The following is a 26,004-nucleotide window of genomic DNA, read 5'->3' on the forward strand; positions in this document are numbered from 1 at the left end:
AAACGTGCGAACGTGTTTCCAGACTGATGCCCAAGATCAGCGTCGAAATCCCACAGGAACTCCTCGATGATCTAGACGATCACGTCGGCGACGACGGGAAGTTCGTCAACCGTAGCGACGCGATTCGGTCCTCGATCCGCAAGAACCTAGATATCTTAGACGAGATCGACAAGCGCCACGATCGCCTCGAGAACCAGGAATAATTAGTCGCGCTCGAGTCGCTGTGCGAATCCGAAGTTCGGTTTCATATCCTCGACGCGGACGTCGACTGTCTCGCCGACCTCGGTCCCTGGAACGAACAGCCGGTAGCCCTCGACCGACGCGATGCCGTCTCCTTCGCTGCCGACGTCGACGATTTCGACCTCGAGTTCGTCGCCCGGTCGCACCGGCGCGGTGAGCCGCCCCTTGCCGATAAGATAGATCTCGGAGGACTCGTCACGGCTCGCTTTGGGAGACGTTGCACGGACGTACTGGAACTCCGCTTCGACGTCGGCCCGGAAGTCGTCGACGTCCGGCCCTTCGAAGACCTTCACGACGAAGTCCCCGCCGCTGTCGAGCAGTTCGAGGGACGTCTCGAAGGCCTGTCGTGCAAGATGGAGCGAGCGAGCCTGATCGAGCGAGTACTCGCCGGACATGTTGGGTGCCATGTCCGAAATCACGGCGTCGACCGAGCCACCGGCAGCATCGATCACGCGGTCGCGCGTTTTTGACTCGGTCATGTCCCCGCGCAGCGTCTCGACGTTGTCGTGGTCCTCGAAATCCTTGATGCGCTGGAAGTCGACGCCGATCACGTTCCCCTGTGGGCCGACCTCCTCGGCGGCAACCTCGAGCCAGCCACCCGGAGCGGCACCCAGGTCGACGACCGTGTCGCCGCGGTCGAAGATGTGCTCGAGATCGTCGAGTTGTTTGAGTTTGTAGGCCGCTCGAGAGCGGTAGCCTTCCTGTTTCGCTTTGTTGTAGTAGTGGTCTTTTCCTGCCATAGAGACTCTCGTCAGTTAGTACGGGCGTAGGGAGTCGCCGCGGGTAAGTATGGCGGATGCCCGGGGAGACGTGTCCGGCCCCGGGTGTCGAGCTGATCATCTCGAGCCACTGTTCAGTTCGAGGGAGTGTCATCGATGGATTGAATCGGTCGATATCTCCGGCAGGGAGGACCACTATTAGCCGGCGAGTCGAAGCCGAGAGCGGTGTTACTATGGGTGATATCGACGTCGCGATCGGTGTCGACGCGGACTGCGTCGCCGGCTGGTTAGGTTCGTACGGCGGAGCGGACTCACCAGCAGACCTATCACGCGGGCTCTCGGCAGGAAACGAAGGCATTCCACGCCTCCTACAGCTGTTCGAAGACGAGGACATCTCGACCTCGTGGTACGTTCCGGGTCACACAATCGAGACGTTCCGCGACGAAATCGAGGCGGTCGCAGCCGCCGGCCACGAACTCGGCGTCCACGGCTACTCCCACGAGAACCCGACGGATCTCTCGCGCGAGCAGGAAGACGCGATCCTCGAGATCTCGATCGACCTGATCGAGGACGTCACCGGCGAGGAGCCGGTCGGCCACCGCGCGAGCTGGTGGGAGTTCAGCGAGAACACGCCCGAGCTCGTCGAGAAACACGGGTTCCTGTACGACAGCAGCCTGATGGAACGCGAGTTCGAACCCGGCTGGATGCGGAACGGCGACGACTGGACGCCGATCCAGTACGAGCAGGACCCGGAGACGTGGATGGAGCCCTACGAGTACGGCGAGGAGACGGACGTAGTCGAGATTCCGATCAGCTGGTACCGTGACGACATCCCGCCGATGCTGTTCATCAAACAGCCGCTCTACCACGCCGGCTACAAGGACCCGAAGATGATGTACGAACAGTACTACAAACGGCAGTTCGACTTCCTCTACAATCGCCGCGGCGCGGGCGTCTACACGTTCACGATCCATCCCGACCTCCACGGGCTCCCCCACATGATCGCACACTTAGAGGACTTCATCCAGTACGTCAAGAGCCACGAGAACGCCGACTTCCAGACGCTGGAAACGATCGCCCGGAAGTACGAAGACGACCCGTCGGTCTACGAGAGCGAGGGCGACTACATCTAAACGTGATCGGACGGCGGCCGGTCAGTTGGCGAACACGCGCCGAATCGCCGCCTCGTCGTCGAACGCGGCCAGCGCCAGCGTCAGTTTGATGCGGGCCTTCTGTGCCGGCAAATCGCCCGCAAAGATCGCGCCGTACTCTCGAAGCCGTTCGCCGCCGCCGACTCCACCGTAGACGGGCGCGGTTCGGCCCTCGAGACAGCGCGACGTGACGACGACCGGCACTCCCTCGCCGATCGCGTCGCGGATGGCGGTTCCGAGCGCTTTCGTCGTATTCCCGAGGCCCGTCCCCTCGACGACGAGGCCGTCCGCATCACGTTCGACCGCCGCCTCGAGCAACTCGCCCGTGACGCCGCTGGCGCTTGTGACCGTGTAGACGGCCGCTGCGAGCGAGGTGGCCGGAAGGTGCGTCGATTCGCTCCTGGGTGTCCGATGAATCGCGACGCCGTTCCGGTCGACGGTTGCAACCGGGCCCGTCCCGGCGGAGCGGAAGGTCTCGAGTTTCGAGGTATGAGTCTTCGTGACGCGGCGGGCGGCGTGGACCGCCTCGTTGAACGCCACGAAAACACCACCGTGGCCGTGGGTGTCGAACGCGTCAGCGGCCCGAAACGCCGTGAGGAGATTCGACGGCCCGTCCGGGCTGTACTCGTCCGGGCGGCGCTGTGCGCCGGTCAGGAAGACGGGCGTCGCCGGCCGAATCGCGACATCGAGATAGTACGCCGTCTCTTCGATCGTGTCCGTGCCGTGGGTGATGACGACCGCGTCGACGCTCGCGTCCCCGTCGAGTTCGCGGACCCGATCGCCGATCGACTCGAGCGTTGCGGTGTCCATCTCGAAACTCGGGATCTGTGCGACCTGATCGACGTCGATGTCCGCGTAGTCGGCCAGTTCGGGGACCGCGCTGACGAGGTCACTCCCTCGCTTGGTCGGCGATGCACCGTCGTCGCCGCCGGTGCTCGCGATCGTGCCGCCCGTGCTGAGTACGGTCACGTGCATACGTCGTTCGAGGGGCTACCAGTGCCACCGTCAAAACACCGCAGCCTGCTGCAGAGGAGACCAGTCATCCCGTCGAACGCCACGCGATCGTCGCTCACGGCATGACTCGTATCGGCTGACAGACTGGTTCCGGACTGGCAGCCGATCGCTCCAGACACGCCGCGATCCCGCTGTCACCCGTAAAGGGTGCCTTTTTATGCCAACCGTCCGTACGCCGAGCTATATGTTCAAGGCCATCGTGAGCGCCGAAACGCTCACCAGCGCGCTCGACTCGGTCAGCGTGCTGGTCGACGAGTGCAAGATCCACCTCGAGGCAGACGGCCTCGAAATCCGGGCCGTCGACCCCGCGAACGTCGGGATGGTCGACCTCTCGCTCGATTCGGCTGCGTTCGAGTCCTACGAAGCAGACGGCGGGCTGATTGGCGTCGACCTCTCGCGGCTGGAAGACATCGCCGGCATGGCCGACTCCGGCCAGCTCATCCAGCTCGAACTCGACGAAGAGACCCGCAAGCTCCACATCCAGATCGACGGGCTCGAGTACACGCTCGCGCTCATCGACCCCGACTCGATCCGCCAGGAGCCCGACATTCCGGACCTCGACCTGCCCGCTGAGGTCGTCCTCGAGGGCAAAGACGTCAACCGCTCGGTGAAGGCGGCCGACATGGTCTCGGATCACATCGCGCTGGGCGTCAACGAGGGCGAGGAGTTCTTCTACGTCGATGCGGAGGGCGACACCGACGACGTCCACCTCGAGCTCACGCAGGAGGACCTGATCGATCTACAGATCGGCCCCGCTCACTCGCTGTTCTCGCTTGACTACCTCAAGGACATGAACAAGGCGATCCCCTCGAATACCGAGGTCACACTCGATCTCGGCGAGGAGTTCCCCGTCAAGATCTACTTTGGCTTCGCGGAGGGACAGGGACAAGTGACCTACATGCTTGCGCCGCGAATCCAGAGCGACTAAACGGCCGTCGTCGACTGTTCTGCCGGCCTGCTCTGATACTTAAAACGTCGATATGGACAGGGGAGTGGCTACTCTGTGACGTCCCCTCCGGTGTGGTATGCCCTCCCCGAACGATCCAGCGGACGAGCCGACAGAGGAGTACGTCACGGCGTTCGATCCGGCGGATGGCCGGCCGAGCGACGCCGTCGTCACCGCGGTTGCCACACGGCTCGAGCGGGATCCAACCGAGCTGTCGCCGCTGTACGATGCCGTCGACCCGGGCGCGCTCAACGAGCTGGTCGAACACGCACACAGAACCGCCAGCGACAGCGTCCATCTGGTGTGGTTCACCTACGAGGGGTTCTCCGTTGGCGTCCGAAGCGACGGGAGAATCCAGATCGAAGACGCCACCACAGCCAGTTGACCGGATCGTCGACACTGCCAGTTACCCTGCCTGCATCGCTTAGTCCTGCTCGTCGAGGAATTCCAACAGGTACTCGTTGACCAGCTCGTCGTCCTCGATGAAGAAGAGATGTGAGCCACCCTCGATCAGTTCCAGCCGACTAGTGGGTAGTTTCTCCTCGAGCAGACGCGCGTTCTCGACGGGAACAACCTGATCGTCGGTCCCATGAAGGATCAGCGTTGGCACGCGGACGCGCCCAAGGCGGTCGCTGACGTCGAAGCCTTGCACAGCCGCGCCTTGGGCTTCGCGGGCCGGGTCGTCGGCGTCTTGCTCGAGTCGCCACTCGATGAGTTGATCCATCAGGTGGGGGTTCCGGTTGGTAAAGCGCTCGGTGAACGCGGGGCGCATGCGATGGCGGATGATCCCCCGCTCGGTGGCTCCGCCGGGGGTCTCGAACATGTGTTCCTGCGTTTCCTCGGGCACCGGCGCGGCGTCGGGCCCGCCGTGGGACGTACAACACAGCGTCAGTGACTTCGCCCGGGTGTACTCAACGGCGTAACGCTGGGCGATCATCCCGCCCATGCTCGCGCCGACGATGTGGGCGTTGTAGATCCCTGCATCGTCGAGGACGGCCTCGAGATCGGCCGCGAGTCCGTCCATCGAATACCCCGCCAGTTTGAGCAAGACGAGTCCGCGAAGCGGCCCTGGGAGCCGCGAGACGAGCGGCGGTAAGCCGACATCGGAGCGACCGGTCCCCCGGTTATCGGGCGCGATCACGTCGTAGCGATCGGCGACGGCCTCGCGTTGCCACCGCCACATCCACCGCCCGAATCCCAGCCCCTGAACGAAGACGACGGGCGCGGTTCCATCGCCGTCACTCTCGTCGCGCTCGTAGTAAATCGACACACCATCTCTCGTCGCCTGTGGCATACTTGCAGTGACGTGTCGAACACTCTTGAAATCGATCCTCGAGCGCGGCGCTTGCGTCACCGAATCGAGGAGCCGCGTATAAAACGCGATTACGATAATCAGCGCGCTTATCCCGCCGGAGTAATTTCGTTTTACCGATGCAGCGACTCCACGCCCGGTATCCGTTTCTCGCAGCCGCTCGCGAGTCCGTCGCGACGGAAGCGGTCGATCTCGCGACCGTCGTCGAGCAAGACCGGGCGGTCGTCGACCGCGCACGCCAACGCGTGATTACCGCACTCGAGGACGGGACTGTCGGCGAACCAGCCCACGAGCCCCGCATCGAGTTGCTCTCCTATCCCGTCGCGCGGGTGCTCGTCTCGATGGTCGGCGAGCGCGTGCTCGTCCGCAAGTACGCCCGCGGAGAGGCCGCGACGGCCTACGACCGCTTTACCGCCGACATGGCCGACACGACCGAACTCAAAAGCGTCTCGTCGACAGGGCTCGAGCTCACAGACCTCCTGACTGAATTCGACCTGCAGGACGACGTCCGCGAGACGCCGGCCGGCGACGGCTACCGCATCGATGTCGGCACCTACCTGCCGCTGGCCGAAGACATGTGGGAAGACGAGTGGCGGCTGGTCAATCGACCGCTGGACGGCGGCGAGGTGCCCGTCGATGAAGACGAACTCCTCGCGCTGCTCCGGGAAGCGATCCGGGGCCGGATCGAGGATGGGCTGCCCTTCGAGGTTCCCGAGACGATCGCGAGCGCGCTCGAGGACGACGCCGACGAGATCCGTGCGATACTGGCAGACCTCGATCTGACACAGGACATCGACACCGTCGTTCCCGACCTCTTCCCGCCGTGTATGAAGGCGTTGCTCGATCAGGTCCAGAAAGGCGAACACCTGCCACACCACTCCCGCTTTGCGATCACCGCCTTCCTGACGAGTATCGGGATGTCGACCGACGAAATTGTCGACCTCTATCGGGTCAACTCGTCGTTCGGCGAAGAGATGACACGCTATCAGACCGACCACATCCGCGGCGATAGCTCGCCAACGGAGTACTCGGCACCGGCCTGTTCGACGATGCAGTCCTACGGCGACTGCGTGAACAAAGACGACCTCTGTGAACGGATTCCACATCCGATGGCCTACTACGAAAAGCGACTCGAGGAGGCAGAAGACGACGACCTCGAGGATTGGCGGGAAGACGAGCAGTCTGCGAGTGGCGACTGATACGGTCGACTGTAAGTCATTTCCGGTGCAACCGCGACGCGTCCTTCGGTTGCACCGGTAAATCGGTACAGCAGACCGTATGAGATGGCACCCGTTCTGGTGACTGCAAGCCTGTTCTGGAGCAAGTAAGGGAGGGATTCAGCGGGACGACCGAGAGAAACGAACCAGTGGGAGTATCTTAGGCACTGACGTTGCCGTCGGAATCGTTCAGCAGGTAAGCCAAAGCGACCCCGACTGCTGTCATCAGCAGGATAAACCCGACGATCACCCAGACGAGCATCTGACCGCCTTGGGGCGAGAGCGTGCTGTTTGCTGCGCCGTAGGACGATCCGATAGCGAACATCGCCGCCAGCATCAGAAAGACGGCACCGACGGAGACGACGATCTCGATGAGCGATTCGCGTTCGACCATTGCCTGAGCGGTTTCGCCGGCCCCGTCAAAAGCGCTTCGAAGGGGTTCTCGGACGGCGATCGGGCGGTAATTCTCTGCGTTCTGTCGTCGGTCGCGTATAAACGCCGACCACGAGCATGCAGGCACGGTGGTTATGACCGTCGGTTCCCTATAAACGTCGAATAGCCAGCCGACCAGCGATTCCATTCCGACGCATCCATGAAAACAACAGCGTCACCGAAAGCACCGCTTCCAGTCCCACGCACAGCCCACCTCCCGGAGCGATCGCGCCGGGCACACACCGAGCCGATGTCAGTGTTACCGCTCGGCGACGGCCTCTACGAGGTCGAATCCGCGAGCGACCACACCTACCTCGTCGACCTCGAGGCAGGCCGGTGTACCTGCCCGGATCACGTCTTCCGCAAGACCCGATGTAAGCACATTCGCCGGGTCGCACTCGAGATCACGGCCGGCCGAACACCACCGCCGGGCGAGCTCGCGGTCGACTGTCACGATTGTGGCGAGCCGGTCTTCGTCGACGAGGACGCAACCGCGCCGTTTTACTGTGACGAGCATACGATCTCTCCGGGCGACACCGTCGTCGACCGGGAGACCGGCGACCGGGTCACGGTCGTCGACGTCTCGGACCTGCGGGCCGACGCCGTCGAGATCGGGGCGGCCGATACGACCGTCGCCGAGTACAGGACGAACGAGGACTACGACCCGGACGTGCCCGTCGTGGGCGCGGTCTATCCACACGCCACCGTCGCATCCAACGGCGTCGTTCCCGCGTCACTGAAGGTCTACGTCTTCCCGCGGACCCGGCTCCGGAAGGCGTAACGGCCGACCGAGACTCCATTGAAGAGCTTACTCGAGCAGTTCTGCAGCCTCGTCGACGTCCATGACGCCCTGTTCGACAGCGTTCAGCACACGGAGAATCTCCTCGTCCGGGCCGTCATCGACGCTGCCATCGGCAGCGGCTTCCGCCAGCGTGACCTTCTCCGATTGGCCAGTGAACTCGGGGAAATCAGTCCCCTCCGCAAGTGCCGTTTCCTTTTTCACTCGGTAGTTGCCGCCGTCGGTCACGTAGAGGTCGCCGGGGTGGAAGAAATACCAGTCCTCGCGGTCGAAGCGGACGCCGATCCGGGGTTTCGCGCCGAAGTTCTGCGCGAAGTAGATGAGGGCTTCGACCTCTTCGCCGGTGAGGTAGATCGGGTCGCCCGCGCTCGATTTCGCCTCGATGGCGTAGAAGCACTCGCCGTCACCGGCGAGTACGTCGGGGAGTTCGCGGTCGGTCGCAGCGCCGCTTGCGGGCGCACGCATCACCGCGAAGCCGGCCTCGTCGAGCGCGTTGACGAGTTCGCGTTCGCGGCGGTCGCCCTTCGCATGGGACATATAGCCTCTTCAGACAGACTCCTGTAAGTCAGTGACGGTGCAACTGCGACCGTCCTGCAGTTGCACCAGTCACTCGTTACAGCAGCCCGTCTCTCCCGCGGACGATAATAAAAGACCGGACGGCGGGGCGGCCAGACGGGACGATTACAGCGGAACCGTCGCCGCGAGATCGACCAGCAGCGACGTCGACGGGTCGGCAGTCTCTAAGTCGTACTCGAGGGCGAGATACAGCAAGCCGAACTGAATGGCGTTGAACGCGGCGTGAGCGCCGATCGGCACGACGAGGTTGTCGGTTTTCGCATACAGGAGGCCGAAGATGATCGAACCGCCGAAGACGACCACGACGGGAACCAGAGTCGCAAGCAGCGAGTCGGAGAGAACGGCATACGACATGATGTGGATCAGCGCGAAGATCGCGCTGGCGACGACGACCGCGGTGAGCCGGCCGAACGCGGCGTAGAGCCGTTTCTGAACGATATTTCGAAAGAGGAACTCCTCGGCAGGCGCGTTGAAGAAAAAGACGATGCCGATCATGATCAGGACCATCGTCTGGTCGTTCCCGATGTAGGTTGCGACCTGATTGTCCGCAGACGGTAGAGAGAGCACCTGTACGACCAAACTGACGAGGATGTAAAACACGAAGCTCCCGAGAACGCCGGCGAGGACGTAGAGCCAGCCGCGTTTCGTCGGCCACCGGAGGTCGACGTACGACCATCCACGGCCGGTCGCGGCAAGATAGAGCGCGCCGGCGAGCACGAAGCCGAGGAAGTTCAGGATCAGCAATGCCGTTCGGCTCACGAGGGAGGCGTCCGTCGGAGACGTCGCCAGTGCCGGCTCGAGCGCGATCGCGGGGAGGGTCGTAAACTGGCTCGCGAGAATCCCGAACGCTGCCAGACCGATCGCGACGAGTGTCGTCCGGATCGGACCATCGCGATAGCGTGATGACGTTTCCATAGCAGGGGCTAGGGCGACTGGGGCCTTGGGCGTTCCTCTCTCCGAAACGGCCCGTCCGGTGAGCCGGTGTCGTGAGCGATCAGTCCGCGAGAGCCGGGCTGCCCTCCTCGAACAGCTGTGTCAGCAGTCGCTGCTGGCCGATTCGCAGGTGGCGGTTGACCGTCGGCTGTGTCACCTCGAGTAACTCGGCGATTTCCTCGCCGGTGCTCTCGCGGGGCCACTCGAAAAAGCCGGCGAAATACGCCGTCCGGAGCACCTCGAGCTGGCGGTCGGTCAGCGCGTCGAGCAGCGACGTGACGTGTTCGCTGCGCGTTCGCATCGATCGCTCGACGTGGTGGCGGGCCTGCAACTCGATGGTCGGATACGCCTCGCGGAGCATCTCGACGAACTCACGGACGTCAGTTCCAGTGGGGACATCGACGGTGAGCTCGGTCCCCGTCGCGTCGGCGTGCATCGAGCGCGGACTGCCGCCGTGGCGGACCAGCCGCGAGGCGATGACCTCGCCGGCGACGGTCGCCTCGAACCGACAATCGGTTTCCGTCTGACTGATGAGCCGGGAGTCGGTCACCGAGACGAGGTCATCGAGCGCCGCGTGTACCTCGTCGGGCGACACGCCACTGGTCTCGAAAAACAGCAGCGTCTCGTCGCCCGAGTGGGTCCCAAGCCCCGCATAGTCGACGGTCGCATCGGTCTTCGCTGCGATCCGAGAGAGGAGATCGTCCGCTCCCTCGAGCCGAAGCGTCAGCTCGAGCACTCGTTCGGCGTGGAGCGCCTCGCGCGTTTCGACGGCGTTGATCGCGTTTGCGATCCCGTCACCGAGTTCCGTCACGACGGTCTGCTCGAGCTCACCGAACGCGTCCGGTTCGTCCGCATACAGCGTGAGGACACCGTACGAGTACTCCGCGTGCGAGAGCGGGACGCTGATGACCGACTGGAAGCCCCGATCCAGCGCCGGGCGTCGCCAGGCTTCGCTCTGGAGTCCCTCGACGACGTTCGAGACGACTGTCGGCGTCTCGTTGCGAGCGGTCTGGGCGGCTGGCTCGGCCGACGCGTCGTCTGCAAGCGGGGCGTCGTCCAGGTATTCTTGGCCCGATCCGGCCCAAGCGCGGGGCTCGAGTCGCGTGCCACTGGCGTCGAGGTGGCCGATCCACGCGAACGCGATGTCATTGGCCTCGATCAGCCGTTCGGGAACGGTCTGTTCGATATCCGTGCGGCTGTCAGCGCCGATCAGCGACTGGTCGATCCGCCTGATAAGTTCAGTAATCGAGATTTGGCGGTTGAGCCGACGGTTTCGTTCCTCGAGTTCCGTCTCGCGCTCGCGGAGACTGGCTTCGCTCTCGAGGCGGTCGAAGGCGGCTTCGGTCGTCGCGACCAGCGTCTCGATCAGCCGCCGAGCGTCGACGTCGATCGATTCGCCGTCGGACGCGACCGCGAAGACGCCGTGATCGCCGATCGGGACGATGACGCCGCTCTCGACGCCCGGACCGAAGATTCGTGACTGGTCGAACGACGCGGGGTCGTCGACGACCATCCCCGTCCCCGTGACGTAGGCGTTCCAGAGGGCAGCATCGGTGTCGCCGACGGCGACCGACGCCGTGCCGTCACAGAGACGTGCGAACTCGTCGGTATAAGCGATCGGCTTGAACCGGTTCACGTCAGAATCGAGGTGATACACGGCGACGCCTGCGGCCTCGAGGATATCATCGGCCGTCTCGACGACCAGTTCCGCGACCTCGTCGTCGCTGTCAGTGCCGAGTAAGTCGCGTGCAGCGCCGTGGAGCGACTCGAGGGCGAGTTCGTGCTCCTTGCGGCGGGTGATGTCGTTGTTGATCCCGACCATTCGCGGGCCCGCGTCGTCGTTGACGACCCGCCCACGGGCCCCGACCCAGATCCAGCTTCCGTCCTCGTGTTGGAGCCGAAACTCCGTCTGGAACAGGTCGTCGTTCTCGATCGCCTGGGCGACTTCGTCTTCGACGCGAGCCACGTCATCCGGATGGACACGCTGTGTGAACGCGTCGAACGTCCCCCCGAACGTCCCCGGTTCGAGTCCGAGCAGCCGCTCGTAGGTCTCGTTCCAGACGACCTTGCCGGTGTCTAGATCCCACTCCCAGACGGCCGTGTTCGTCCCCTCGAGTGTGAGTTCGAGCCGGCGTTTCGTCTCGCGGAAGTCCCGCTCGCGCTCCTTGCGTTCGGTGATGTCGCGACTGATCGCCAAATACCGGTTTTGGTTTTCGATGTCGAGACAAATGAGGTGGACCTCGACGGGAAACAGCGAGTCGTCGTGACAGCAGTACTGCCCTTCGAACTTTCGACGGTCGCCGACCGACAGCTCCTCGAGCATGGAGAGGGCCTCGGCTTTGTCGATGAGCGTGTCGTGCTCCCAGATCTTCGTGCCGAGCAGCTCGTCGGTGGTGTAGCCGAGCGCGTCCGCAAGCCGGCGATTGGCGTCGACGATCGTCCCCTCAGTATCGAGCACGTTGATCATGTCGGGGGAGTTCTCGAACAGTGCCTCGAGTCGGGCGCTCGTCGTTTCCAGGCGACGCTCGCGTTCCTTGCGCTCGGTGATGTCACGGATGACGCCGGCGGTCCCGGTGAACTTGCCGTCGTCCATCGGCAACAGCGCCATGTGGTTTTCGACGTCGATCAGCTCGCCGTCGACGGTCTCGAGGACCATCTCGAACGTCTCTGATGGCTCGTTTTCGCTGAGTAGGTCTCGAATGCGGTTCTGTGCCGTCTCGATGTCCTCGGCAGCCATCACCGTCGAGACGTGTTCGCCGATCAACGCGTCTGGGTCGTAGCCAATGATCTGTGTCAGCGCATCGTTGACGAACTGGAAGTTCCCGTCCGCGTCGATCGTATATACCACCTCGTCGAGTGCTTGAATGATCGTCTCGGCGCGCTCGAGTTCGCGTTCGCGCTCCTTGCGCGTGGTAATATCTTGGGCCGCGCCGCGAAGCGCGACGATCTCGCCGTCGTCCCGAACGGGCTCGCCGATACTGCGGATCCAGCGGCGGTTGCCATCCGCTGTGATGATCTGGTTTTCGATATCGTACGCCTCACCGTCCTCGATCGCGCGGTCGATCACCTCGCTGAGCCGCGATCGATCTTCAGGTGCGATGTATTCGAATACACGATCGAGATCGAGTTCCTGATCAGATGAGAGCCCAAAGATTCGGTAGACCTCATCAGTCCACCGAACGTCGGCGGAAGCGTCGGTCATGTCGAGTTCCCACGCACCCACGTTCGCCAGCCGCTGGGACTGCTCTAACAGATGCGTCGTCCGCTCGAGATGGGCCTCGCGTTCGCGAAGCCGGCGCTCTTTTGCCTTTCGCTCGGAAATATCCCGACCGATACCGACCTCGACGGGGTTGCCGTCGGGATCATCGAGCACCGACGCGACGAACTCGTAGGGAATCCGCTCGCCCGCTTTCGTCTGCAGCGCCGCTTCGATGTGCGTCTCGCCCGTCTCGAAGGCCTCGGTGATCGAACCGCGGATCACGTCCCGATCGTCCTCGTCGAAGAACTCGAGGGCGTGCATGTCGTCGATTTCGGCGTCCGAATACCCCGATACCTCGACCAGCGTCTCGTTCCAGCGCTTGAGCGCCCCGTCTTCGTCAAGGACATAAAACACGTCGTCTAACGCATCGATAACGTCGGTGGTGAACTGCTCGTATCGCTCGAGTCGCCGCTGTTTCTCCAAGCGTTCGCTGACGTCGCGACCGACACCGACGATGACCTGCTCGCCCGCCGGGTTCTCGAGGGTCGACGCGACGAACTCGTAAGGAATCTGCTCACCATCGCTAGTTACGATCGGGACGTCGATACGTGTCGACCCGGTTTCGAGGACTTCATCTATCGAGTTCGTAATCTGGTCGTAGGCTGCCTCGTCGAAGAACTCCAGTGCATGCATCGACTCGACCTCGGCGTCGGTATACCCCGTCGTCTCGCACAGACTCTCGTTCCACTGGCGTACCGTGCCGTCCTCCTCGAGGAGATAGACGACGTCGTCGACCGCGTCCAGCATATCGTCGGTAAACGCCTGTGCCCGCTCGAGACGGCGTTCCCGTTCCCGAAGTCGCTGGACGTAGGTGCGGACGTTCGAACGTCTGACTCACCCACCGAGCGATCAAGTCTACGAAAGCCGTTTCGGCTGGTGTAAACGGTCGCTCTCGGGGTTCGCGGTCGAGAAAGCAGATCGTTCCACAGTGGTCGCCCTCGACAGTGATCCGACCACCGAGACGGCAGTTGACATCGAGTTCGTCGGCGATCGGATGGTCTGCCCACTTGACCGCACTGGCGTCATTGGTCCCCCGAACCTCGTCCGACTCGAACAGGTCGTGACAGGAGACCGCCGAGAGATCAAGCACCGTCCCCTCGAGATCGGCAGCGTGTCCGACGGCCGTCTCGATCTCGTATCGGTCGGCCGACTCGTCGATTCGGGAGACGAACCCGGTCTCGAGACCGAGCCGCTTACAGCCCAACTCGAGCAGACGACGGATCTTCGTCTCGTCGTCCGTGTTCGGATCGGACGTGATCCGGTACAGTTCCTGGCGATACCGTTCGCTCTCGGCGTGTCGCCGCTCGCGGTCACAAACCGCGGCCGTCAGGTCGGTGACGGTCTCGGAGAGCCGTCCGAGTTCGTCGTCTCGATCGATCGTAACGTCGATCGGGCCGTCGACGGCTGGCGGTTGTACAGCCTGTTCGGACTCGGACAGTGAAGACTCGTCCTCGAGTCGAGAGGTGAACTGCCGAAGCGCGTCGGTGAGCCGCTCGAGGTCATTCGTTCGATCGGAGCCGCTCCGTGCGGCAAGACCCACGACGAGCAGTCCGGGTCCCGTCTGCGTGCCACCGCCGTGAAATCCGGAAACCAAGAGGCCAGCGACGATCCAGACTGCAACACCGATCACGCCGAGCAAAACTGCACGCGACCGTCTCGTGTCGTCCGCGAGCAGTCCGCTCTGAACCGCAGTCCAGTCCATGGTACGCCTATGGAATGACTGACAATGATATGCGCGGTTTATTTCATACCCATCTCAATATCATCATTACGGTGCTGCTCGAGTACAAACCATTGGGGCCGCAGTGTCGGCGGATTTTGGACGTCTACCACACGTTCGGGCCGCGATATGGAGCGAACAGCGGGTGAACGACGTCGATCTCCGAGACGCTATACACGTAGTGTTGGGGCAGCAGCGAAATTACGTGTATAACGGGCAAGCCGATACCGACGGATCGTATTAGTCAAGCCAAGATGTCCGGAGCCACACTCGATTATCACAACGATTCGATCAGTCTGCGCGTCGTCGAAGCCCTCGCAGACGCGACAGACACCACCCCGAGCGAACTCGACCCGCTGTACAATACCGTCGATCCCGAGGCACTCGATCGACTATTCCAACCCGACTCGAGCGACGACATCCGCGTCACGTTCGAGTACGGTGACGCACGCGTCGAGGTTCGAGGCGACGGCACCATCATGGTCGATGGAACCGTCCATGACAGTCGATAAGCCGCGAGTCGAGTCGACCGGCCCCAGTCGAGTCCGGCAGGAGACGGCTGCTGGAAACAGCGCCGCTCCCGTCTCGCCGGGCGTGCCGAGCGATCCGAGACCGGAGGTGCTCTGAATGCTCGTCCCACCAGCAGCAGGGATCGAGCCATCCGTTCGAGGGCAGCAGACACAGCGGACCCTCCTCGTCGTCGATCAGGAACGCGACCGCGACCACATCGAACGCGCGTTCGACGACGAACCAGTGATCATCGAGACGGCCGCCACGCTCGCGGTCGCACGGTCCAGCGTCGACGAGATCGACTGTCTCCTCGTCCCGTCAACTGTGACGGACAACAGCGGCATGACCAGCGATGACGTGGCCGCTACCGACAGATCGGGCGAGCACGTCGGCTGGCTCGAGACAGTCAAAACCGACACGCCGGCGCTCCCGGTCGTCGTCCTCGCTGATGAGGTGACGCCCCCTCTCATGCGCGCGGTCCGCACGTACGAGTGGACCGCCGTGGTTGGCCGCGACGAACCACGTGAGCGACTCGTTACCTGCATCACCGACCTCCTCGAGCGTCACCGACTGACATCCCTCTCGAAGCGGTCGCTTGCGAGCGTCGAACTCACTGGCGACGCGGTCGCACTCGTCGATCCCACTGGCAGAATCCAGTTTGCGAGTCGGTCGCTTCGGATGCAATTCGGTGCCGACGATGACGAGCTCGTCGGCACCCCGTGGCAAGAACTGTTTACCGACGACGCCGTTTCTCACCTCGAGTCGGTGGCATTGCCGACCGTCGGGGAGGGATGGCGGTGGACCGGTACCTGCACCGGCCAGCGACGGACGGGTGTGACGTTCCCGGTCCGAGTTCGGCTCGGCGGCCTCGAGGACGGCAGTCTGGTGTTCGTCGTCACCGAGGCCGACGCTAGCGCTTCTGGACACGACGACTGATACGGTCTGCTGTACCGATGTACCGGTGCAGCCGCAGGACGGGTCGCAGGTGCACCGAAAATGACTGACAGCAGACCGTATGAGCACGTGGCGCTCGTCTTTCGTGCGTGGAGTCCGCGATCCGCCGCTGATAACTCCCGATATCCGGCGCGATCCGCTGCTAGCCGATCTTATGTCCCGTGATCCCAGCTTCCCATATAGTCGCGCTGGGTCTCGGTCAGCGAGTCGAAGTCGACGCCTTCTGCCTCGAGTTTGATCTCGGCGATCTCTTTGTCGAGATCGTCGGGCACGTCGTGGACGCCAGCGTCGTAGGCGTCACCGTTCTCGATCAGTTCACGGACACAGACGGCCTGAATACCGAACGACTGGTCCATGACCTCGACGGGGTGGCCAAGCGAGACCGGCGCAGCGAGGTTGACGAGGCGGCCTTCGGCAATGACGTTCAGCCGGCGGCCATCTGCGAGTTCGTAGGCCTCGACGCCGTCACGGGCCTCGTAGCGATCCACAGCGAGGTCGTCGAGCGCCTCGAGGTCGATCTCGATGTCGAAGTGACCCGCGTTGGCGAGTAGGACGCCGTCTTGCATCTTCTCGAAGTGCTCCTCGACGATGACGTCGCGGTTGCCGGTCGTCGTCAGGAAGACGTCACCGATTTCGGCGGCCTCGTCCATCGGCATCACGTCGTAGCCTTCCATGTGGGCCTCGAGCGCGCGGCGGGGCTCGACTTCGGTGACGATGACGTTCGCGTTCTGGCCCGCTGCCTTCTTCGCGACGCCCTTGCCACAGTAGCCGTAGCCGGCGACGACGACGTTCTTGCCGGCCCACGAGAGATTCGTGGTCATGGCGATGGAGGCCAGTGAGGACTCGCCGGTGCCGTGGACGTTGTCGAAGAGCCGCTTCATCGGCGTGTCGTTGACCGCGAAAACGGGGTAGTCAAGCGCCCCGTCGTCGTCCATCGCACGCAGGCGGTGGACGCCGGTGGTGGTCTCCTCTGCCCCACCGATGATGCCGTCGATCAGTTCGGGGTAGTCCTCGTGGATCGCCGCAACGAGGTCCATCCCGTCGTCGACAGTGATCGTCGGCTCGTGGGCGATGACAGCCTCGATGGCATCGTAGTATTCGTCATCGTCGACGCCGCGTTTGGCGTAGCTGGTGATGTTCTCGTGGGTATCCAGCGCCGCCGAGACGTCGTCGTGAGTCGAGAGCGGGTTACAGCCGGTGACGGCGACCTCCGCGCCGCCCTCCGCGAGCGTCTCGACTAAGATCGCCGTCTTCGCCTCGACGTGCATCGCCATCGCGATACGCTCGCCCTCGAAGGGCTGGTCGGCGACGAACTCCTCGCGGACGTGCTCGAGAATCGGCATGTGCTGGGCTGCCCAGTCCATCTTCCGGCGTCCCTCCGTGCGAGCGGACTCGAGATCGTCCAGTTGCTCGCTGATCGGGGGATACTCGGTGTCGGTCATGGGTCGATTGAGTGGGAGCGGGGCAAAAACGCTACCGAACCGTTCCGGCGACCGATTTCTGACGGCGGTTCGAACGTGACAGGAGAGACGTGTCTCTAGCGGAGTCAAAATGAACGGCGAAAACGGTGGGTGAGCCGCGATTACTACGTGCCTGATCGATCGGGGCGGCCACGGTCAGGTGGCGAGCACCGCGATCGTGGTTCAATACCGGCGATGGCTGACAGACCGTGTGTCAGCGTCAGTCGTTTGAACGCAGATCGACTGGGGTATTACTTCGGACCGGCGTGACTTGGCGGGCCGCGGTTTCCGTTCTTTCCGCCGTCGTCGCCGTCGTCGTTGTCATCGCTATCGGCGTCTTCGGTGTCGTCGTTGTCATCGCTGTCGGCGTCTTCGGTGTCGTCTTCGTCCTCGCTATCGGTATCTTCGGTGTCGTCTTCGTCCTCGTTATCCTCGCTGTCATCGCCATCTTCTTCGTCGTCGCTATCCTCGCTGTCGTCGTCTTCGTCGTCGCTATCGGCGTCTTCGGTGTCGTCGCTGTCGTCTTCGTCGTCCTCGTCCTCTTCGTCCTCACTATCAGTCGGCGGGCCAGCGTGTTCCGGTGGGCCTCGCTTGTCGTCATCGTCGTCTTCTACGGCATCGCCTTCGTCGTCCTCGGTTTCGTCGTCGCTGTCAGTCGGCGGGCCAGCGTGTTCCGGTGGGCCTCGCTTGTCGTCGTCGTCTTCGTCTTCCTCGTCCTCGTCATCATCGTCGCCCGGCGGGCCAGCGTGGCCCGGTGGACCGGCGTGGTCCGGTGCGTTACCCGGGTTGTGCTCGACGACGAAGTTCGCGATCCGAAGGCCACGCGTCGTGTCAGATCGGGTTTCCTCTTCCTGCTCCTCAACGAACGCGGAGACCAGCGAGCCGAAGTTCTCGTACTCGGCAGCCTCGAGCGTCGCCGTCGTCTCGGCGGATTTGCTGTCGGTCGTCGCGGTAATGGCGACCTCGACGCTATCGTTCTCGAACGGCGCGGACAGGCTCACCGTGCCGTTCTCGTCCGTCGTGTACGTGCCCTCGTCAGTGTAGGACACGGTCTCGTCGACAGTCGAGACATTGACCGTCGCGTTTGCGACCGCGCTCTCGTTGTCCGTGACCGTCACGGTGACGTCATCGTTGTCCTGCTCGACGGCGACCACGAGGCCGGAGTAGAGCGTCGTCTCGGTCTCAGCGGTGAGCAGCTCACCGGAGACGTTCTCGTACGACGCAGCGACCGTCACGTCGACCGTTTCCGTGGGTTCGGGAAGAACGACCGTGCCGTTGGTGTCGGTCTGATACTCGCCCGCGCCATCGTAGGTCGCGTTCTCGTCGACCGGCGTCACGTTGACGGTCGCGTTCGCGACTGCGCTCTCGTTCGACGTGACAGTCACGACGGTATCGTCAACAGACACGTCCAGCGTTTGTAATCCATCGGGCTCGAGCGTTGCCGTCGTCGTCTCCGTGGCGTTCCCGTACTCCGCCTTGATCTCCACGTCGACCGTCGTATTTGGTGCGGGGAGGTCGACCGTACCGTCGACGTCGGTCGTATAGTTCCCGTCTGCGCCCTCGTACGAGACGTTCTCGTCGAGTGTCGTCAGGGTAATATTCGCGTTCTCGACTGGACTCTCGTTCGACGTCACCGTTACGAGGGTGTCCTCGACGGATACGTTCAGTTCGTCAATCTCATCAGCCGGTGCGTCATTACTGGCTGCCGCCGCCGACACTGTTCCCAGCGGGGCGGCCACAGACAGGATCATCGCGGTAGCCAACGCCACCACGAACAATCGGTTTCGTTTCATCTCGTCCACGACATTCAAGCGTTCGTGAATAAACCCACCCGGCAGTTCTCGGCGTTTTCGACTCGAGCGAAACAGCCTGAGAGACGGTTTAAACGTTTATAACAAAATCTGAGTGTTCAGTTTTCGTTCAGAGATCTGGACTGAACCGGCGTCAACCGTCGACGCGAGCGGCCAGCGCCTCGGCTGCCTCGAGCGCGCGCTCGCGAACCGCCTGTTCGTCCAGTGTCAGCACCTCGCGGTCGCGCATGAGCACCTGTCCGTCACAGACGGTGTGGCGGACGTCCGACGCCGCGGCCGCGTAGGCGAGGTGACTGACGAGGTCGTGTGGCGGGGTGAGGTGAGGTTGCTCGAGGTCGATCACGGCGAAATCGGCCGGTGCGCCTTCCTCGAGCCGGCCCGACTCGAGGCCGATCGCGTCGGCGCTACCCTGCGTGAGCATCTCGACGACTGCCTCGGCGGGCACCGCGCTGGCGTCGTCGGCGGCAAGTTTGCCAAGCATGGCCGCGTCGCGGGCCTCGTCCAGCATCGAGAGGTCGTTGTTCGAGGCTGCGCCGTCGGTACCGAGGCCGACGGTGACGCCGGCCTCGCGCATACGCTGGATGGGTGCCATCCCGCTTGCCAGTTTCATGTTCGAGGCCGGACAGTGGATCACGCCGGTGCCGGCCTCCGCGAGCAACTCGATCTCGCGGTCGTCGACGTGGACGCCGTGGGCGACGAAGTCCTCGGGCTCGAGCATTCCGTGCTCGGCGGCGTACTCGAGCGGCCGCTGTCCGTGTTCCTCGACGATCGGCGTGACTTCGGCTTCGGTCTCGTTGGCGTGGTAGTGAACCGGGATTCCCGCCTCGCGCGCTTTGGGGATGAACTCCTCGAGATACTCGCTCCCGACGGTCGTCAGCGAGTGAGGCTTGAACGCCGTCGAGATTCGGCCGTCCGCTGCGCCGTCGTACTCGCGGGCGATCTCGAGGCTCGTCTGGGCGTCCTCGCGGGCGGCCTCGTCGTCTTTCCCAACGGTGACGATGCCATGGCCGAGTCGCGCCCGAATGCCGGCGTTCTCGACCGCCGCGGCGACCTCGGGGACGTGGAAGTACATATCCGCAACGGCGGTTGTTCCGGATTTGATCAGCTCGAGCAAGCCGAGTTCGGCCCCGACACGAACGTCCTCGGGGGTCATCTCGCCTTCGGCAGGCCAGATGTCTTCCTGGAGCCACGCATCGAGCGGTTTGTCGTCGGCGTACCCTCGCAAGAGCGTCATCGCGACGTGGCAGTGGCCGTTGACGAACCCCGGCGTCACGAGCGAGCCGGCGGCGTCGAGCGTCTCGTCGGCGTCGGCCGCCAGTTCGGGGGCGATCTCGCGGATCTCGCCGGTGTCCTGATCGACCAGTACGTCTGCGGCCGTCACCGTCAGATCAGGCCGGAGGACCTGTCCGTCGGTGATCGCAAGCGTCGTCATTGACTTTTGATTCTCGTCGGGCGGCCTTAGCCTGTCGATGGACCGCGACGAGCCGAGCCGCGGGGTTTATTGGTTATTTCGATAACAAGACCGTATGGACAATCGAACCCAGCGCGAGCGTGCCAGCAACGGGTATCCACCGCGTGCCGCGCTCGCCGACGCGTGGGACGAACACAGCCGGTACGTCGGCTTCGCCGCCGGCCTGTTCGCGGTCGGGATCGTCGTCGGCATCGCGCTCATGGTCGCCGGCTACAACTTGCTCGAGATCATCCAAGAGGTGGTCGGCGAACCGCTGTTTCCCGACATCAGCGACCGGAGCCGGCTCGAACTGGCACAGTTCTTGCTCGTCAACAACAGCCGGGCGTACCTGCTGTCGATCCTTGGCGTCCTGACGCTTGGGCTCCTGACGGCCTGGGCGATGGTGTTCAACGGGATCATCGTCGGGAACGTCGGTGCCTTTATCGCTGGCAGTGTCGGCGTCGGTTACATCCTCGTCGGCCTCTTTCCTCACGGGATCTTCGAACTGCCTGCACTCTTTATTGCCGCCGGCATCGGCTTCCGGCTGCTCTACCGGGTCGGCCAGCGTATTCGAGGAACCCGCGATTCGATCGTCACGAAGCGCTATCTCTACCGAACCGGCCTGCTCGTCCTCGCAGGCTGGCTCTTACTCGTCGTCGCCGCTGTCGTCGAGGCCTTTATCACGCCCGCGTTGCTCGAGGTGCTGTTTGCCGACCGGCTCGAGTCGATGGGGGCGTCCCCGTAATCGGGTCCGTTTATCCAGTTTATAAGCTGTTGAACGATTGTGAACGGATCGAATCGTCGTCCCCCTTTTTCTCGAGCAAGTGACTGTGCTCGGGTATGAAAAGACGCACAATCCAACTCGTATTGGTGGCAGCCCTCGTCGCCATCGCCGGCTGTGCCGGTGGGATGGGCGGCGACCCGGGAACGAACGACGATGGCTCGATGACGGACTCGAGCGGCGGGACGGGAACGGCCGCGTTCTACGTCAGCGACGAGCCGAACGCGATCGATGACTTCGAGCACCTCAACGTGACGATCACGAAAGTCGGATTCAAGAAGACCGGCAACGTGACCGCCGACGCGACGAACGAGACCGACGGCAACGTCACGGAGACTGACTCGGACAGCGCCGGCAACGAATCGACGACCGAAACGCCAACCAACGAGACAGCCGAGAACGACAGTGATGACAGCGCGGCCGACGAGCAGTGGATCGAACGCGAGGTCAACGAAACGACCGTCGACCTCACCGAACTGAAAGGCGCAAACGCGTCCATGATCGACGAGTTCGAACTGCCCGCCGGCGAGTACGAGACCGTCTTCGTCTACGTCGATGACACCGAGGGTATCCTGACCGATGGCACGGAGACGCGCGTGAAACTGCCGAGCGAAAAGCTCCAGCTGCACACGACGTTTACCATCGGCAACAACGAATCGGTCGACTTCGTCTACGACATCGCACCCCACAAAGCCGGCAAGAGCGGGAAGTACATTCTCAAGCCAGTGATTGCCGAGAGCGGAACGGGCGACGACGTCGAGATCCACGATGTCGACGAGCAGCAGCCTGACGAATCGGCGAACGGTGAGCAGCAGGATGACAAGACGGGAGACGAAGCCGACGCAACGCAGGCGGACAACGGTGGACAGCAGCCCACGGATACACCACCACAGCAGGGCTAACGCGACCGACAGTCGTCACAGAACGCACGGTGTGAGCCGTCGACGCTAACAGCGGTGGCACCTCACTCGCCGCCCGACTCGAACGCTATTTTGCAGGCGGATCGACAGTACAGAAGCAGTCGGCTCGAGCCGATCAGCGCCGAAGCCAACCGAACAGCCGGTAGTCGTGGTCAGGCGTGTATCGGCGGAACAGCAGGCTGTTCGAGAGGACCGACACCGACGACAGCGCCATCGCGCCGGCCGCGAGCACCGGCTGGAGCAGGCCAAGCGATGCAAGCGGGATCATCGCCGTGTTGTAGCCAAGTGCCCAGACGAGGTTCTGCTTGATCTTGTCCAGCGTCGCCTGCGAGATTCGGATTGCCTTCACCACGTCGAGGGGGTCGTCACGCATCAGCGTCACGTCCGCCGCTTCGATGGCCACGTCGGTCCCCGAGCCGATGGCAGTGCCGACGGACGCGACCGCGAGTGCGGGTGCGTCGTTGACGCCGTCGCCGACCATCATGGCCTTCCGTCCGTCGGACTGGATATCCTCAACCGCGTCGGCCTTGTCCTCGGGGAGGACACCCGCCCGGACGTTGTCGGGGTCGATCCCGACCTGTTCGGCGACGGCACGGGCCGTCCGCTCGTTGTCTCCGGTGATCAGCATCACATCGAGATCACGCTCCTGCAGGGCCGCGACCGCATCGGCCGAACTGTCCTTGACCGTGTCGGCGTCCGCGACCACGCCCGCGACCGCGCCGTCGACCGCGACCAACATTGCGGTCTTGCCCTCACGCTCTAAGCGTTCCATCTCGTCGGCTGCGGGCGCAGGGTCGACAGCTTCCGACTCGAGCAACCGACGATTTCCGACCAGCACCTCGCGACCCTCGACAGTCGCCCGGACGCCATGCCCGGGGACGTTTTCGAACTCGTCGGGGGAAGTGGGCTCGAGGCCGCGGTCCTCGGCTCCCTCGACGATCGCCTGTGCAAGCGGGTGTTCGCTGTTGCGCTCGGCGCTGGCCGCAAGGCGAAGCACCTCGTGGTCCTCGAGGGACGGGCGGGCGGTCAGCGTGCCACCGTCAGTCGCCGGGTCGCCGCCGTCGGTCGCCGCAGCCTTGCCCTCGAGGGCGACCACGTCGGTCAGCGTCATCTCGCCGGTCGTCAGCGTCCCGGTCTTGTCGAAGACGACGGTGTCGACATCCTTCGCGCGCTCCAAGATATCACCGCCCTTGAACAGGACGCCGTTTTGCGCGCCCAGCGTAGAGCCGACCATCGTCGCCGCAGGCGTCGCCAGTCCGAGCGCGCAGGGACAGGCAATCAACACGGCCGAAGCGAAGACGACGATCGCGAACTCGAACGTCGAGAGCGCCGCCGGGCCGCCGCCGACCAGCCCCCACAGCGGCAACGCGCCGACGAAGCCGGCCAGCGTCTCGGGGAAGAGGAACCAGATCAGTCCCCAGAACGTCGCGTTGAGGATGACCGCGGGGACGAAGTACGCCGAGATACGATCGGCGAGGTTCTGGATCTCCGGCTGGCGCGCCTGGGCCTCCTTGACCGTCTGGACGATCCCCTGCAGGGCGGTGTCCGCGCCGACTTTCGTCGCCTCGACGATCAGCACGCCGTTTTTGTTGATCGTCGACCCGATCACCTCGTCGCCCGACTCTTTCTCGACGGGGACGGACTCGCCGGTTACCATCGACTCGTCGACCGCGGACTGGCCGTCCACGACGACGCCGTCGGTCGGCACCTGCTCGCCCGGTCGAACCTTCATTCGGTCGCCGACCGCGACGTCCTCGAGTGGGACCTCCGCTTCGTTGCCGTCGTCGTCGACCAGCGTGGCCGTCTCGGCCTCCATCTCGAGGAGTTTCCGCAACGCATCGCCGGCCTGGCCCTTCGAGCGGGCCTCGAGGTAGTTGCCCAGCGTGATAAACACGAGGATCATCGCGGCGGTGTCGAAATAGAGGTTCCCCGCGAGGAGGTCAAGCAGGACGACGAGGCTGTAGATATACGCCGTCGACGACCCCAGCGCGATCAGCACGTCCATGTTGGCAGTGCGATTTTTCGCAAGCGCCGTATACGAGTTCGCGAGGAACTCGCGACCGAGGACGACGTAGACCGGCGTCGCGAGCAGGAATTCGACCCAGCCGAAACTAACGCTGAAGATCGTCTCCGGAACGTACGCGCCCCCGAGCAAGAACCGATTTGCGAGGAAGAACAGGAACGGAGCCGACAGCACCGCGCCAAACAGGGTCAGCCGAAGCTGCTTGCTGATTTCGGCCTGTCGCGCCGCGTCACGGCGCTCCTGATCCGACTGTCCGTCGTCGCCACCGTCCTCCTCGCGGACGGGCATGTAGCCCGCGTTCTCGATTGCCGCGTAGAGGTCCTCGAGCGAGGCGTCGACGGGGTTGTACTCGACCTGGGCTTCGTCGGTCGCGTAGTTGACCTCCACGTCGATGACGCCGGGGACGGACTCGAGTGCCGTCTCGTTGGCTTCGGCGCAGTTCGCACAGCTCATGTCCGTGATGCCGATCGACCGGCTGGCGCGCTCGGCGTGGTAACCGGCGTCGTCGATCGTCTCGTAGATCGTCGCGAGCGATACCTGGTCGGGGTCGTACTCGACGGACCCCTCGTCGGTTGCGAAGTTGATACTCGCCTCGTGTACGCCGTCGGTGGACTCCAGGGCATCGTCGATCGCCTGCGAACAGTTCGCACAGCTCATGCCCCGGATGTCCAGGTGTGCAGTCCGGGTACTCATTACTGATTCCTAGGGAGTGGCGACTTACCCGCTTTACTGGTCGAAACCCAAAGTTCAACGCGATCAGTTCTTTCGAATCGAAAGTCAAACACCCTCCTCGAGCCGGTCATATCGCTGTTCGAACCGGCTCCGACAAGAGGGACAACAGAAGTGGTACATCTCGCCGTCGATACGGGTCGACTCGCCCTCGCTGTCGACGGTGTTGCCACACTCGACACAGGTGAGCGCGAATGCTGCTCCGTCGAGCGACGGCGTCCATTCGGCGTCGTCGATCAGCGTCACCTCGTAGTCGACGCCGTCGACGGGAAACAGCCCCTCGAGCCACTCGTGGACCCGCTGAAGTTGTGCGCGTGCATAGAACCAGCAGTTGCCGTCGGCGGTGACGAACACGTGTTCGACCGCATCGGCGTCGACGAGCGCTGCCTTGCACGCACCGACAGCACCCGGCGGAACGGTCGCCCGAACGAACACCGGAACGCCCGCCCGAAGCTGTGACTGATCGACATCCACGGTGAAGCCGTTGATGACACCCGCCGCCTCGAGGCGCTCGACGCGGTCGGAGACGGCCGGTCCGGAAAGGCCGACCTGCTCGGCGATTTCACTGTACGGGCGGCGCGCGTTCTCGGCCAGCAGCCGCAGGATCTCCATGTCGGTCTCGTCGAGGTCGCGCATACTGCCAGTTGGTGCTCGGTAGCAAAGAGCGTACCGTCTGCTGCTTTCGGATCGAAGGTTTCGATCGTGCTCGCTTTGGAATAGAAAGTAGTAATGTACAAACATCGGGCGTCCGGACACGGCCGTATGAGCCAGACGATCACCGTCGACGGAATGTCGTGTGAACACTGCCAACAGCGCGTCGAAGAGGCACTCGCGACCGTTCAGGGCGTCGAGTCGGTCGCAGTCGACCTGGACGCAGCGCAGGCGACCGTCGAAGGCGACGCGGCGACCCAGGACCTCGTCAGCGCGGTCGACGAGGCCGGCTACGACGCGTCAGCGTAGGCACCACACCGACTCGAGTTGAGCGACGCAGCACTAGTTTTCTACTGGTCCAGCGCACTCGCGGCCATCGCGGGGGTGCCGGCACTGA

23 protein-coding genes are annotated in these 26,004 nt (G+C 63.5%); 11 read left to right on the forward strand and 12 right to left on the reverse strand.

The window, feature by feature from the left end; all coding sequences use genetic code 11:
* Positions 1–26 precede the first annotated feature (26 nt).
* A complete protein-coding gene (locus tag BDK88_RS03855; RefSeq protein ID WP_008013290.1) occupies positions 27–203 on the forward strand; it encodes a hypothetical protein in 177 nt (58 codons plus the stop codon).
* Here BDK88_RS03855 and BDK88_RS03860 read toward each other — a convergent pair whose 3' ends face one another.
* A complete protein-coding gene (locus BDK88_RS03860; RefSeq protein WP_130499238.1) occupies positions 204–980 on the reverse strand; it encodes a 23S rRNA (uridine(2552)-2'-O)-methyltransferase in 777 nt (258 codons plus the stop codon).
* Positions 981–1,192: 212 nt separating this feature from the next.
* On the opposite strand from BDK88_RS03860, the gene BDK88_RS03865 reads away from it, so the two are divergent.
* Positions 1,193–2,092, forward strand: a complete 900-nt coding sequence (locus tag BDK88_RS03865) for a polysaccharide deacetylase family protein (protein WP_130499239.1) — start codon at positions 1,193–1,195, stop codon at positions 2,090–2,092.
* Between the two features lie 21 nt (positions 2,093–2,113).
* Here BDK88_RS03865 and BDK88_RS03870 read toward each other — a convergent pair whose 3' ends face one another.
* A complete protein-coding gene (locus tag BDK88_RS03870) occupies positions 2,114–3,085 on the reverse strand; it encodes an asparaginase (RefSeq protein ID WP_130499240.1) in 972 nt (323 codons plus the stop codon).
* A gap of 223 nt (positions 3,086–3,308) precedes the next feature.
* Between BDK88_RS03870 and BDK88_RS03875 the strand changes: the two genes are divergently transcribed.
* Together BDK88_RS03875 and BDK88_RS03880 are read left to right on the forward strand one after the other, a co-directional pair.
* Positions 3,309–4,052 carry a DNA polymerase sliding clamp gene (locus tag BDK88_RS03875; protein ID WP_092931952.1) on the forward strand — a complete coding sequence of 248 codons (744 nt, stop codon included), beginning with the start codon at positions 3,309–3,311 and terminating at the stop codon, positions 4,050–4,052.
* Positions 4,053–4,149: 97 nt separating this feature from the next.
* A complete protein-coding gene (locus tag BDK88_RS03880) occupies positions 4,150–4,455 on the forward strand; it encodes a HalOD1 output domain-containing protein (protein WP_130499241.1) in 306 nt (101 codons plus the stop codon).
* Positions 4,456–4,494: 39 nt separating this feature from the next.
* On the opposite strand, the gene BDK88_RS03885 is transcribed toward BDK88_RS03880, so the two are convergent.
* Positions 4,495–5,364, reverse strand: coding sequence for an alpha/beta fold hydrolase (locus tag BDK88_RS03885; protein ID WP_130499242.1), 870 nt, complete (start codon positions 5,362–5,364; stop codon positions 4,495–4,497).
* Positions 5,365–5,501: 137 nt separating this feature from the next.
* Between BDK88_RS03885 and priL the strand changes: the two genes are divergently transcribed.
* A complete protein-coding gene (gene priL, locus BDK88_RS03890; RefSeq protein ID WP_130499243.1) occupies positions 5,502–6,581 on the forward strand; it encodes a DNA primase regulatory subunit PriL in 1,080 nt (359 codons plus the stop codon).
* A 178-nt stretch (positions 6,582–6,759) separates the two neighbouring features.
* Here the strand turns inward: priL and BDK88_RS03895 are convergent, their stop codons facing one another.
* Positions 6,760–6,993 (reverse strand): DUF7472 family protein, encoded by a 234-nt coding sequence (locus tag BDK88_RS03895; protein WP_130499244.1) that lies wholly within the window; start codon positions 6,991–6,993, stop codon positions 6,760–6,762.
* Between the two features lie 198 nt (positions 6,994–7,191).
* Between BDK88_RS03895 and BDK88_RS03900 the strand changes: the two genes are divergently transcribed.
* Positions 7,192–7,812 carry an SWIM zinc finger family protein gene (locus BDK88_RS03900; RefSeq protein WP_130499245.1) on the forward strand — a complete coding sequence of 207 codons (621 nt, stop codon included), beginning with the start codon at positions 7,192–7,194 and terminating at the stop codon, positions 7,810–7,812.
* Between the two features lie 27 nt (positions 7,813–7,839).
* On the opposite strand, the gene hjc is transcribed toward BDK88_RS03900, so the two are convergent.
* From hjc to BDK88_RS03915, 3 genes are all read right to left on the reverse strand, one after another.
* Entirely contained in the window at positions 7,840–8,367 is a 528-nt protein-coding gene (gene hjc, locus BDK88_RS03905; protein ID WP_130499246.1) for a Holliday junction resolvase Hjc, read from the reverse strand.
* 144 nt (positions 8,368–8,511) lie between these two features.
* Positions 8,512–9,321, reverse strand: coding sequence for a CPBP family intramembrane glutamic endopeptidase (locus BDK88_RS03910; RefSeq protein WP_130499247.1), 810 nt, complete (start codon positions 9,319–9,321; stop codon positions 8,512–8,514).
* A gap of 79 nt (positions 9,322–9,400) precedes the next feature.
* Positions 9,401–13,345: a PAS domain S-box protein gene (locus BDK88_RS03915; protein ID WP_130499248.1), complete on the reverse strand. Its 3,945-nt coding sequence runs from the start codon at positions 13,343–13,345 to the stop codon at positions 9,401–9,403.
* A 1,227-nt stretch (positions 13,346–14,572) separates the two neighbouring features.
* On the opposite strand from BDK88_RS03915, the gene BDK88_RS03925 reads away from it, so the two are divergent.
* Both BDK88_RS03925 and BDK88_RS03930 read left to right on the forward strand, forming a co-directional pair.
* Positions 14,573–14,830: a HalOD1 output domain-containing protein gene (locus tag BDK88_RS03925; RefSeq protein WP_130499250.1), complete on the forward strand. Its 258-nt coding sequence runs from the start codon at positions 14,573–14,575 to the stop codon at positions 14,828–14,830.
* A gap of 115 nt (positions 14,831–14,945) precedes the next feature.
* A complete protein-coding gene (locus BDK88_RS03930) occupies positions 14,946–15,764 on the forward strand; it encodes a PAS domain-containing protein (RefSeq protein ID WP_130499251.1) in 819 nt (272 codons plus the stop codon).
* A gap of 170 nt (positions 15,765–15,934) precedes the next feature.
* Here BDK88_RS03930 and BDK88_RS03935 read toward each other — a convergent pair whose 3' ends face one another.
* From BDK88_RS03935 to BDK88_RS03945, 3 genes are all read right to left on the reverse strand, one after another.
* The gene (locus BDK88_RS03935; protein WP_130499252.1) at positions 15,935–17,224 is read right to left on the reverse strand and encodes an adenosylhomocysteinase; all 1,290 of its coding nucleotides are present in this window, start codon (positions 17,222–17,224) and stop codon (positions 15,935–15,937) included.
* A gap of 269 nt (positions 17,225–17,493) precedes the next feature.
* Complete coding sequence (locus tag BDK88_RS03940) at positions 17,494–19,035, reverse strand: hypothetical protein (RefSeq protein WP_207225249.1); 1,542 nt, start codon at positions 19,033–19,035, stop codon at positions 17,494–17,496.
* A 151-nt stretch (positions 19,036–19,186) separates the two neighbouring features.
* Entirely contained in the window at positions 19,187–20,485 is a 1,299-nt protein-coding gene (locus BDK88_RS03945; protein ID WP_130499253.1) for an amidohydrolase, read from the reverse strand.
* A gap of 94 nt (positions 20,486–20,579) precedes the next feature.
* Here BDK88_RS03945 and BDK88_RS03950 point away from each other — a divergent pair, with 94 nt between their 5' ends.
* Positions 20,580–21,248 (forward strand): stage II sporulation protein M, encoded by a 669-nt coding sequence (locus BDK88_RS03950; protein WP_130499254.1) that lies wholly within the window; start codon positions 20,580–20,582, stop codon positions 21,246–21,248.
* Between the two features lie 95 nt (positions 21,249–21,343).
* Positions 21,344–22,186, forward strand: coding sequence for a DUF4382 domain-containing protein (locus BDK88_RS03955; RefSeq protein ID WP_130499255.1), 843 nt, complete (start codon positions 21,344–21,346; stop codon positions 22,184–22,186).
* Positions 22,187–22,319: 133 nt separating this feature from the next.
* Here BDK88_RS03955 and BDK88_RS03960 read toward each other — a convergent pair whose 3' ends face one another.
* Both BDK88_RS03960 and BDK88_RS03965 read right to left on the reverse strand, forming a co-directional pair.
* On the reverse strand, positions 22,320–24,920 hold the full coding sequence (locus BDK88_RS03960) for a heavy metal translocating P-type ATPase (RefSeq protein WP_130499256.1): 2,601 nt from the start codon (positions 24,918–24,920) through the stop codon (positions 22,320–22,322).
* Between the two features lie 84 nt (positions 24,921–25,004).
* Complete coding sequence (locus tag BDK88_RS03965) at positions 25,005–25,592, reverse strand: AsnC family transcriptional regulator (RefSeq protein WP_130499257.1); 588 nt, start codon at positions 25,590–25,592, stop codon at positions 25,005–25,007.
* 126 nt (positions 25,593–25,718) lie between these two features.
* Between BDK88_RS03965 and BDK88_RS03970 the strand changes: the two genes are divergently transcribed.
* Positions 25,719–25,916, forward strand: a complete 198-nt coding sequence (locus tag BDK88_RS03970; RefSeq protein ID WP_130499258.1) for a CopZ family metallochaperone — start codon at positions 25,719–25,721, stop codon at positions 25,914–25,916.
* The last annotated feature ends 88 nt before the right edge of the window (positions 25,917–26,004 follow it).

It is taken from the genome of Natrinema hispanicum (genome assembly GCF_004217335.1).
Lineage (GTDB): Archaea > Halobacteriota > Halobacteria > Halobacteriales > Natrialbaceae > Natrinema > Natrinema hispanicum.

What these genes read in the sequence shown, in the direction of transcription:
- BDK88_RS03855 (WP_008013290.1), top strand. Translation starts at nt 27, where the DNA reads ATGCCCAAGATCAGCGTCGAAATCCCACAGGAACTCCTCGATGATCTA.
- BDK88_RS03950 (WP_130499254.1), top strand. Translation starts at nt 20,580, where the DNA reads ATGGACAATCGAACCCAGCGCGAGCGTGCCAGCAACGGGTATCCACCG.
- BDK88_RS03940 (WP_207225249.1), bottom strand. Translation starts at nt 19,035, where the DNA reads ATGAAACGAAACCGATTGTTCGTGGTGGCGTTGGCTACCGCGATGATC.
- BDK88_RS03970 (WP_130499258.1), top strand. Translation starts at nt 25,719, where the DNA reads ATGAGCCAGACGATCACCGTCGACGGAATGTCGTGTGAACACTGCCAA.
- priL (WP_130499243.1), top strand. Translation starts at nt 5,502, where the DNA reads ATGCAGCGACTCCACGCCCGGTATCCGTTTCTCGCAGCCGCTCGCGAG.
- BDK88_RS03960 (WP_130499256.1), bottom strand. Translation starts at nt 24,920, where the DNA reads ATGAGTACCCGGACTGCACACCTGGACATCCGGGGCATGAGCTGTGCG.
- BDK88_RS03915 (WP_130499248.1), bottom strand. Translation starts at nt 13,345, where the DNA reads ATGCTGGACGCGGTCGACGACGTCGTCTATCTCCTCGAGGAGGACGGC.
- BDK88_RS03955 (WP_130499255.1), top strand. Translation starts at nt 21,344, where the DNA reads ATGAAAAGACGCACAATCCAACTCGTATTGGTGGCAGCCCTCGTCGCC.
- BDK88_RS03870 (WP_130499240.1), bottom strand. Translation starts at nt 3,085, where the DNA reads ATGCACGTGACCGTACTCAGCACGGGCGGCACGATCGCGAGCACCGGC.
- BDK88_RS03865 (WP_130499239.1), top strand. Translation starts at nt 1,193, where the DNA reads ATGGGTGATATCGACGTCGCGATCGGTGTCGACGCGGACTGCGTCGCC.
- BDK88_RS03880 (WP_130499241.1), top strand. Translation starts at nt 4,150, where the DNA reads ATGCCCTCCCCGAACGATCCAGCGGACGAGCCGACAGAGGAGTACGTC.
- BDK88_RS03930 (WP_130499251.1), top strand. Translation starts at nt 14,946, where the DNA reads ATGCTCGTCCCACCAGCAGCAGGGATCGAGCCATCCGTTCGAGGGCAG.
- hjc (WP_130499246.1), bottom strand. Translation starts at nt 8,367, where the DNA reads ATGTCCCATGCGAAGGGCGACCGCCGCGAACGCGAACTCGTCAACGCG.
- BDK88_RS03885 (WP_130499242.1), bottom strand. Translation starts at nt 5,364, where the DNA reads ATGCCACAGGCGACGAGAGATGGTGTGTCGATTTACTACGAGCGCGAC.
- BDK88_RS03945 (WP_130499253.1), bottom strand. Translation starts at nt 20,485, where the DNA reads ATGACGACGCTTGCGATCACCGACGGACAGGTCCTCCGGCCTGATCTG.
- BDK88_RS03935 (WP_130499252.1), bottom strand. Translation starts at nt 17,224, where the DNA reads ATGACCGACACCGAGTATCCCCCGATCAGCGAGCAACTGGACGATCTC.
- BDK88_RS03900 (WP_130499245.1), top strand. Translation starts at nt 7,192, where the DNA reads ATGAAAACAACAGCGTCACCGAAAGCACCGCTTCCAGTCCCACGCACA.
- BDK88_RS03895 (WP_130499244.1), bottom strand. Translation starts at nt 6,993, where the DNA reads ATGGTCGAACGCGAATCGCTCATCGAGATCGTCGTCTCCGTCGGTGCC.
- BDK88_RS03860 (WP_130499238.1), bottom strand. Translation starts at nt 980, where the DNA reads ATGGCAGGAAAAGACCACTACTACAACAAAGCGAAACAGGAAGGCTAC.
- BDK88_RS03925 (WP_130499250.1), top strand. Translation starts at nt 14,573, where the DNA reads ATGTCCGGAGCCACACTCGATTATCACAACGATTCGATCAGTCTGCGC.
- BDK88_RS03875 (WP_092931952.1), top strand. Translation starts at nt 3,309, where the DNA reads ATGTTCAAGGCCATCGTGAGCGCCGAAACGCTCACCAGCGCGCTCGAC.
- BDK88_RS03965 (WP_130499257.1), bottom strand. Translation starts at nt 25,592, where the DNA reads ATGCGCGACCTCGACGAGACCGACATGGAGATCCTGCGGCTGCTGGCC.
- BDK88_RS03910 (WP_130499247.1), bottom strand. Translation starts at nt 9,321, where the DNA reads ATGGAAACGTCATCACGCTATCGCGATGGTCCGATCCGGACGACACTC.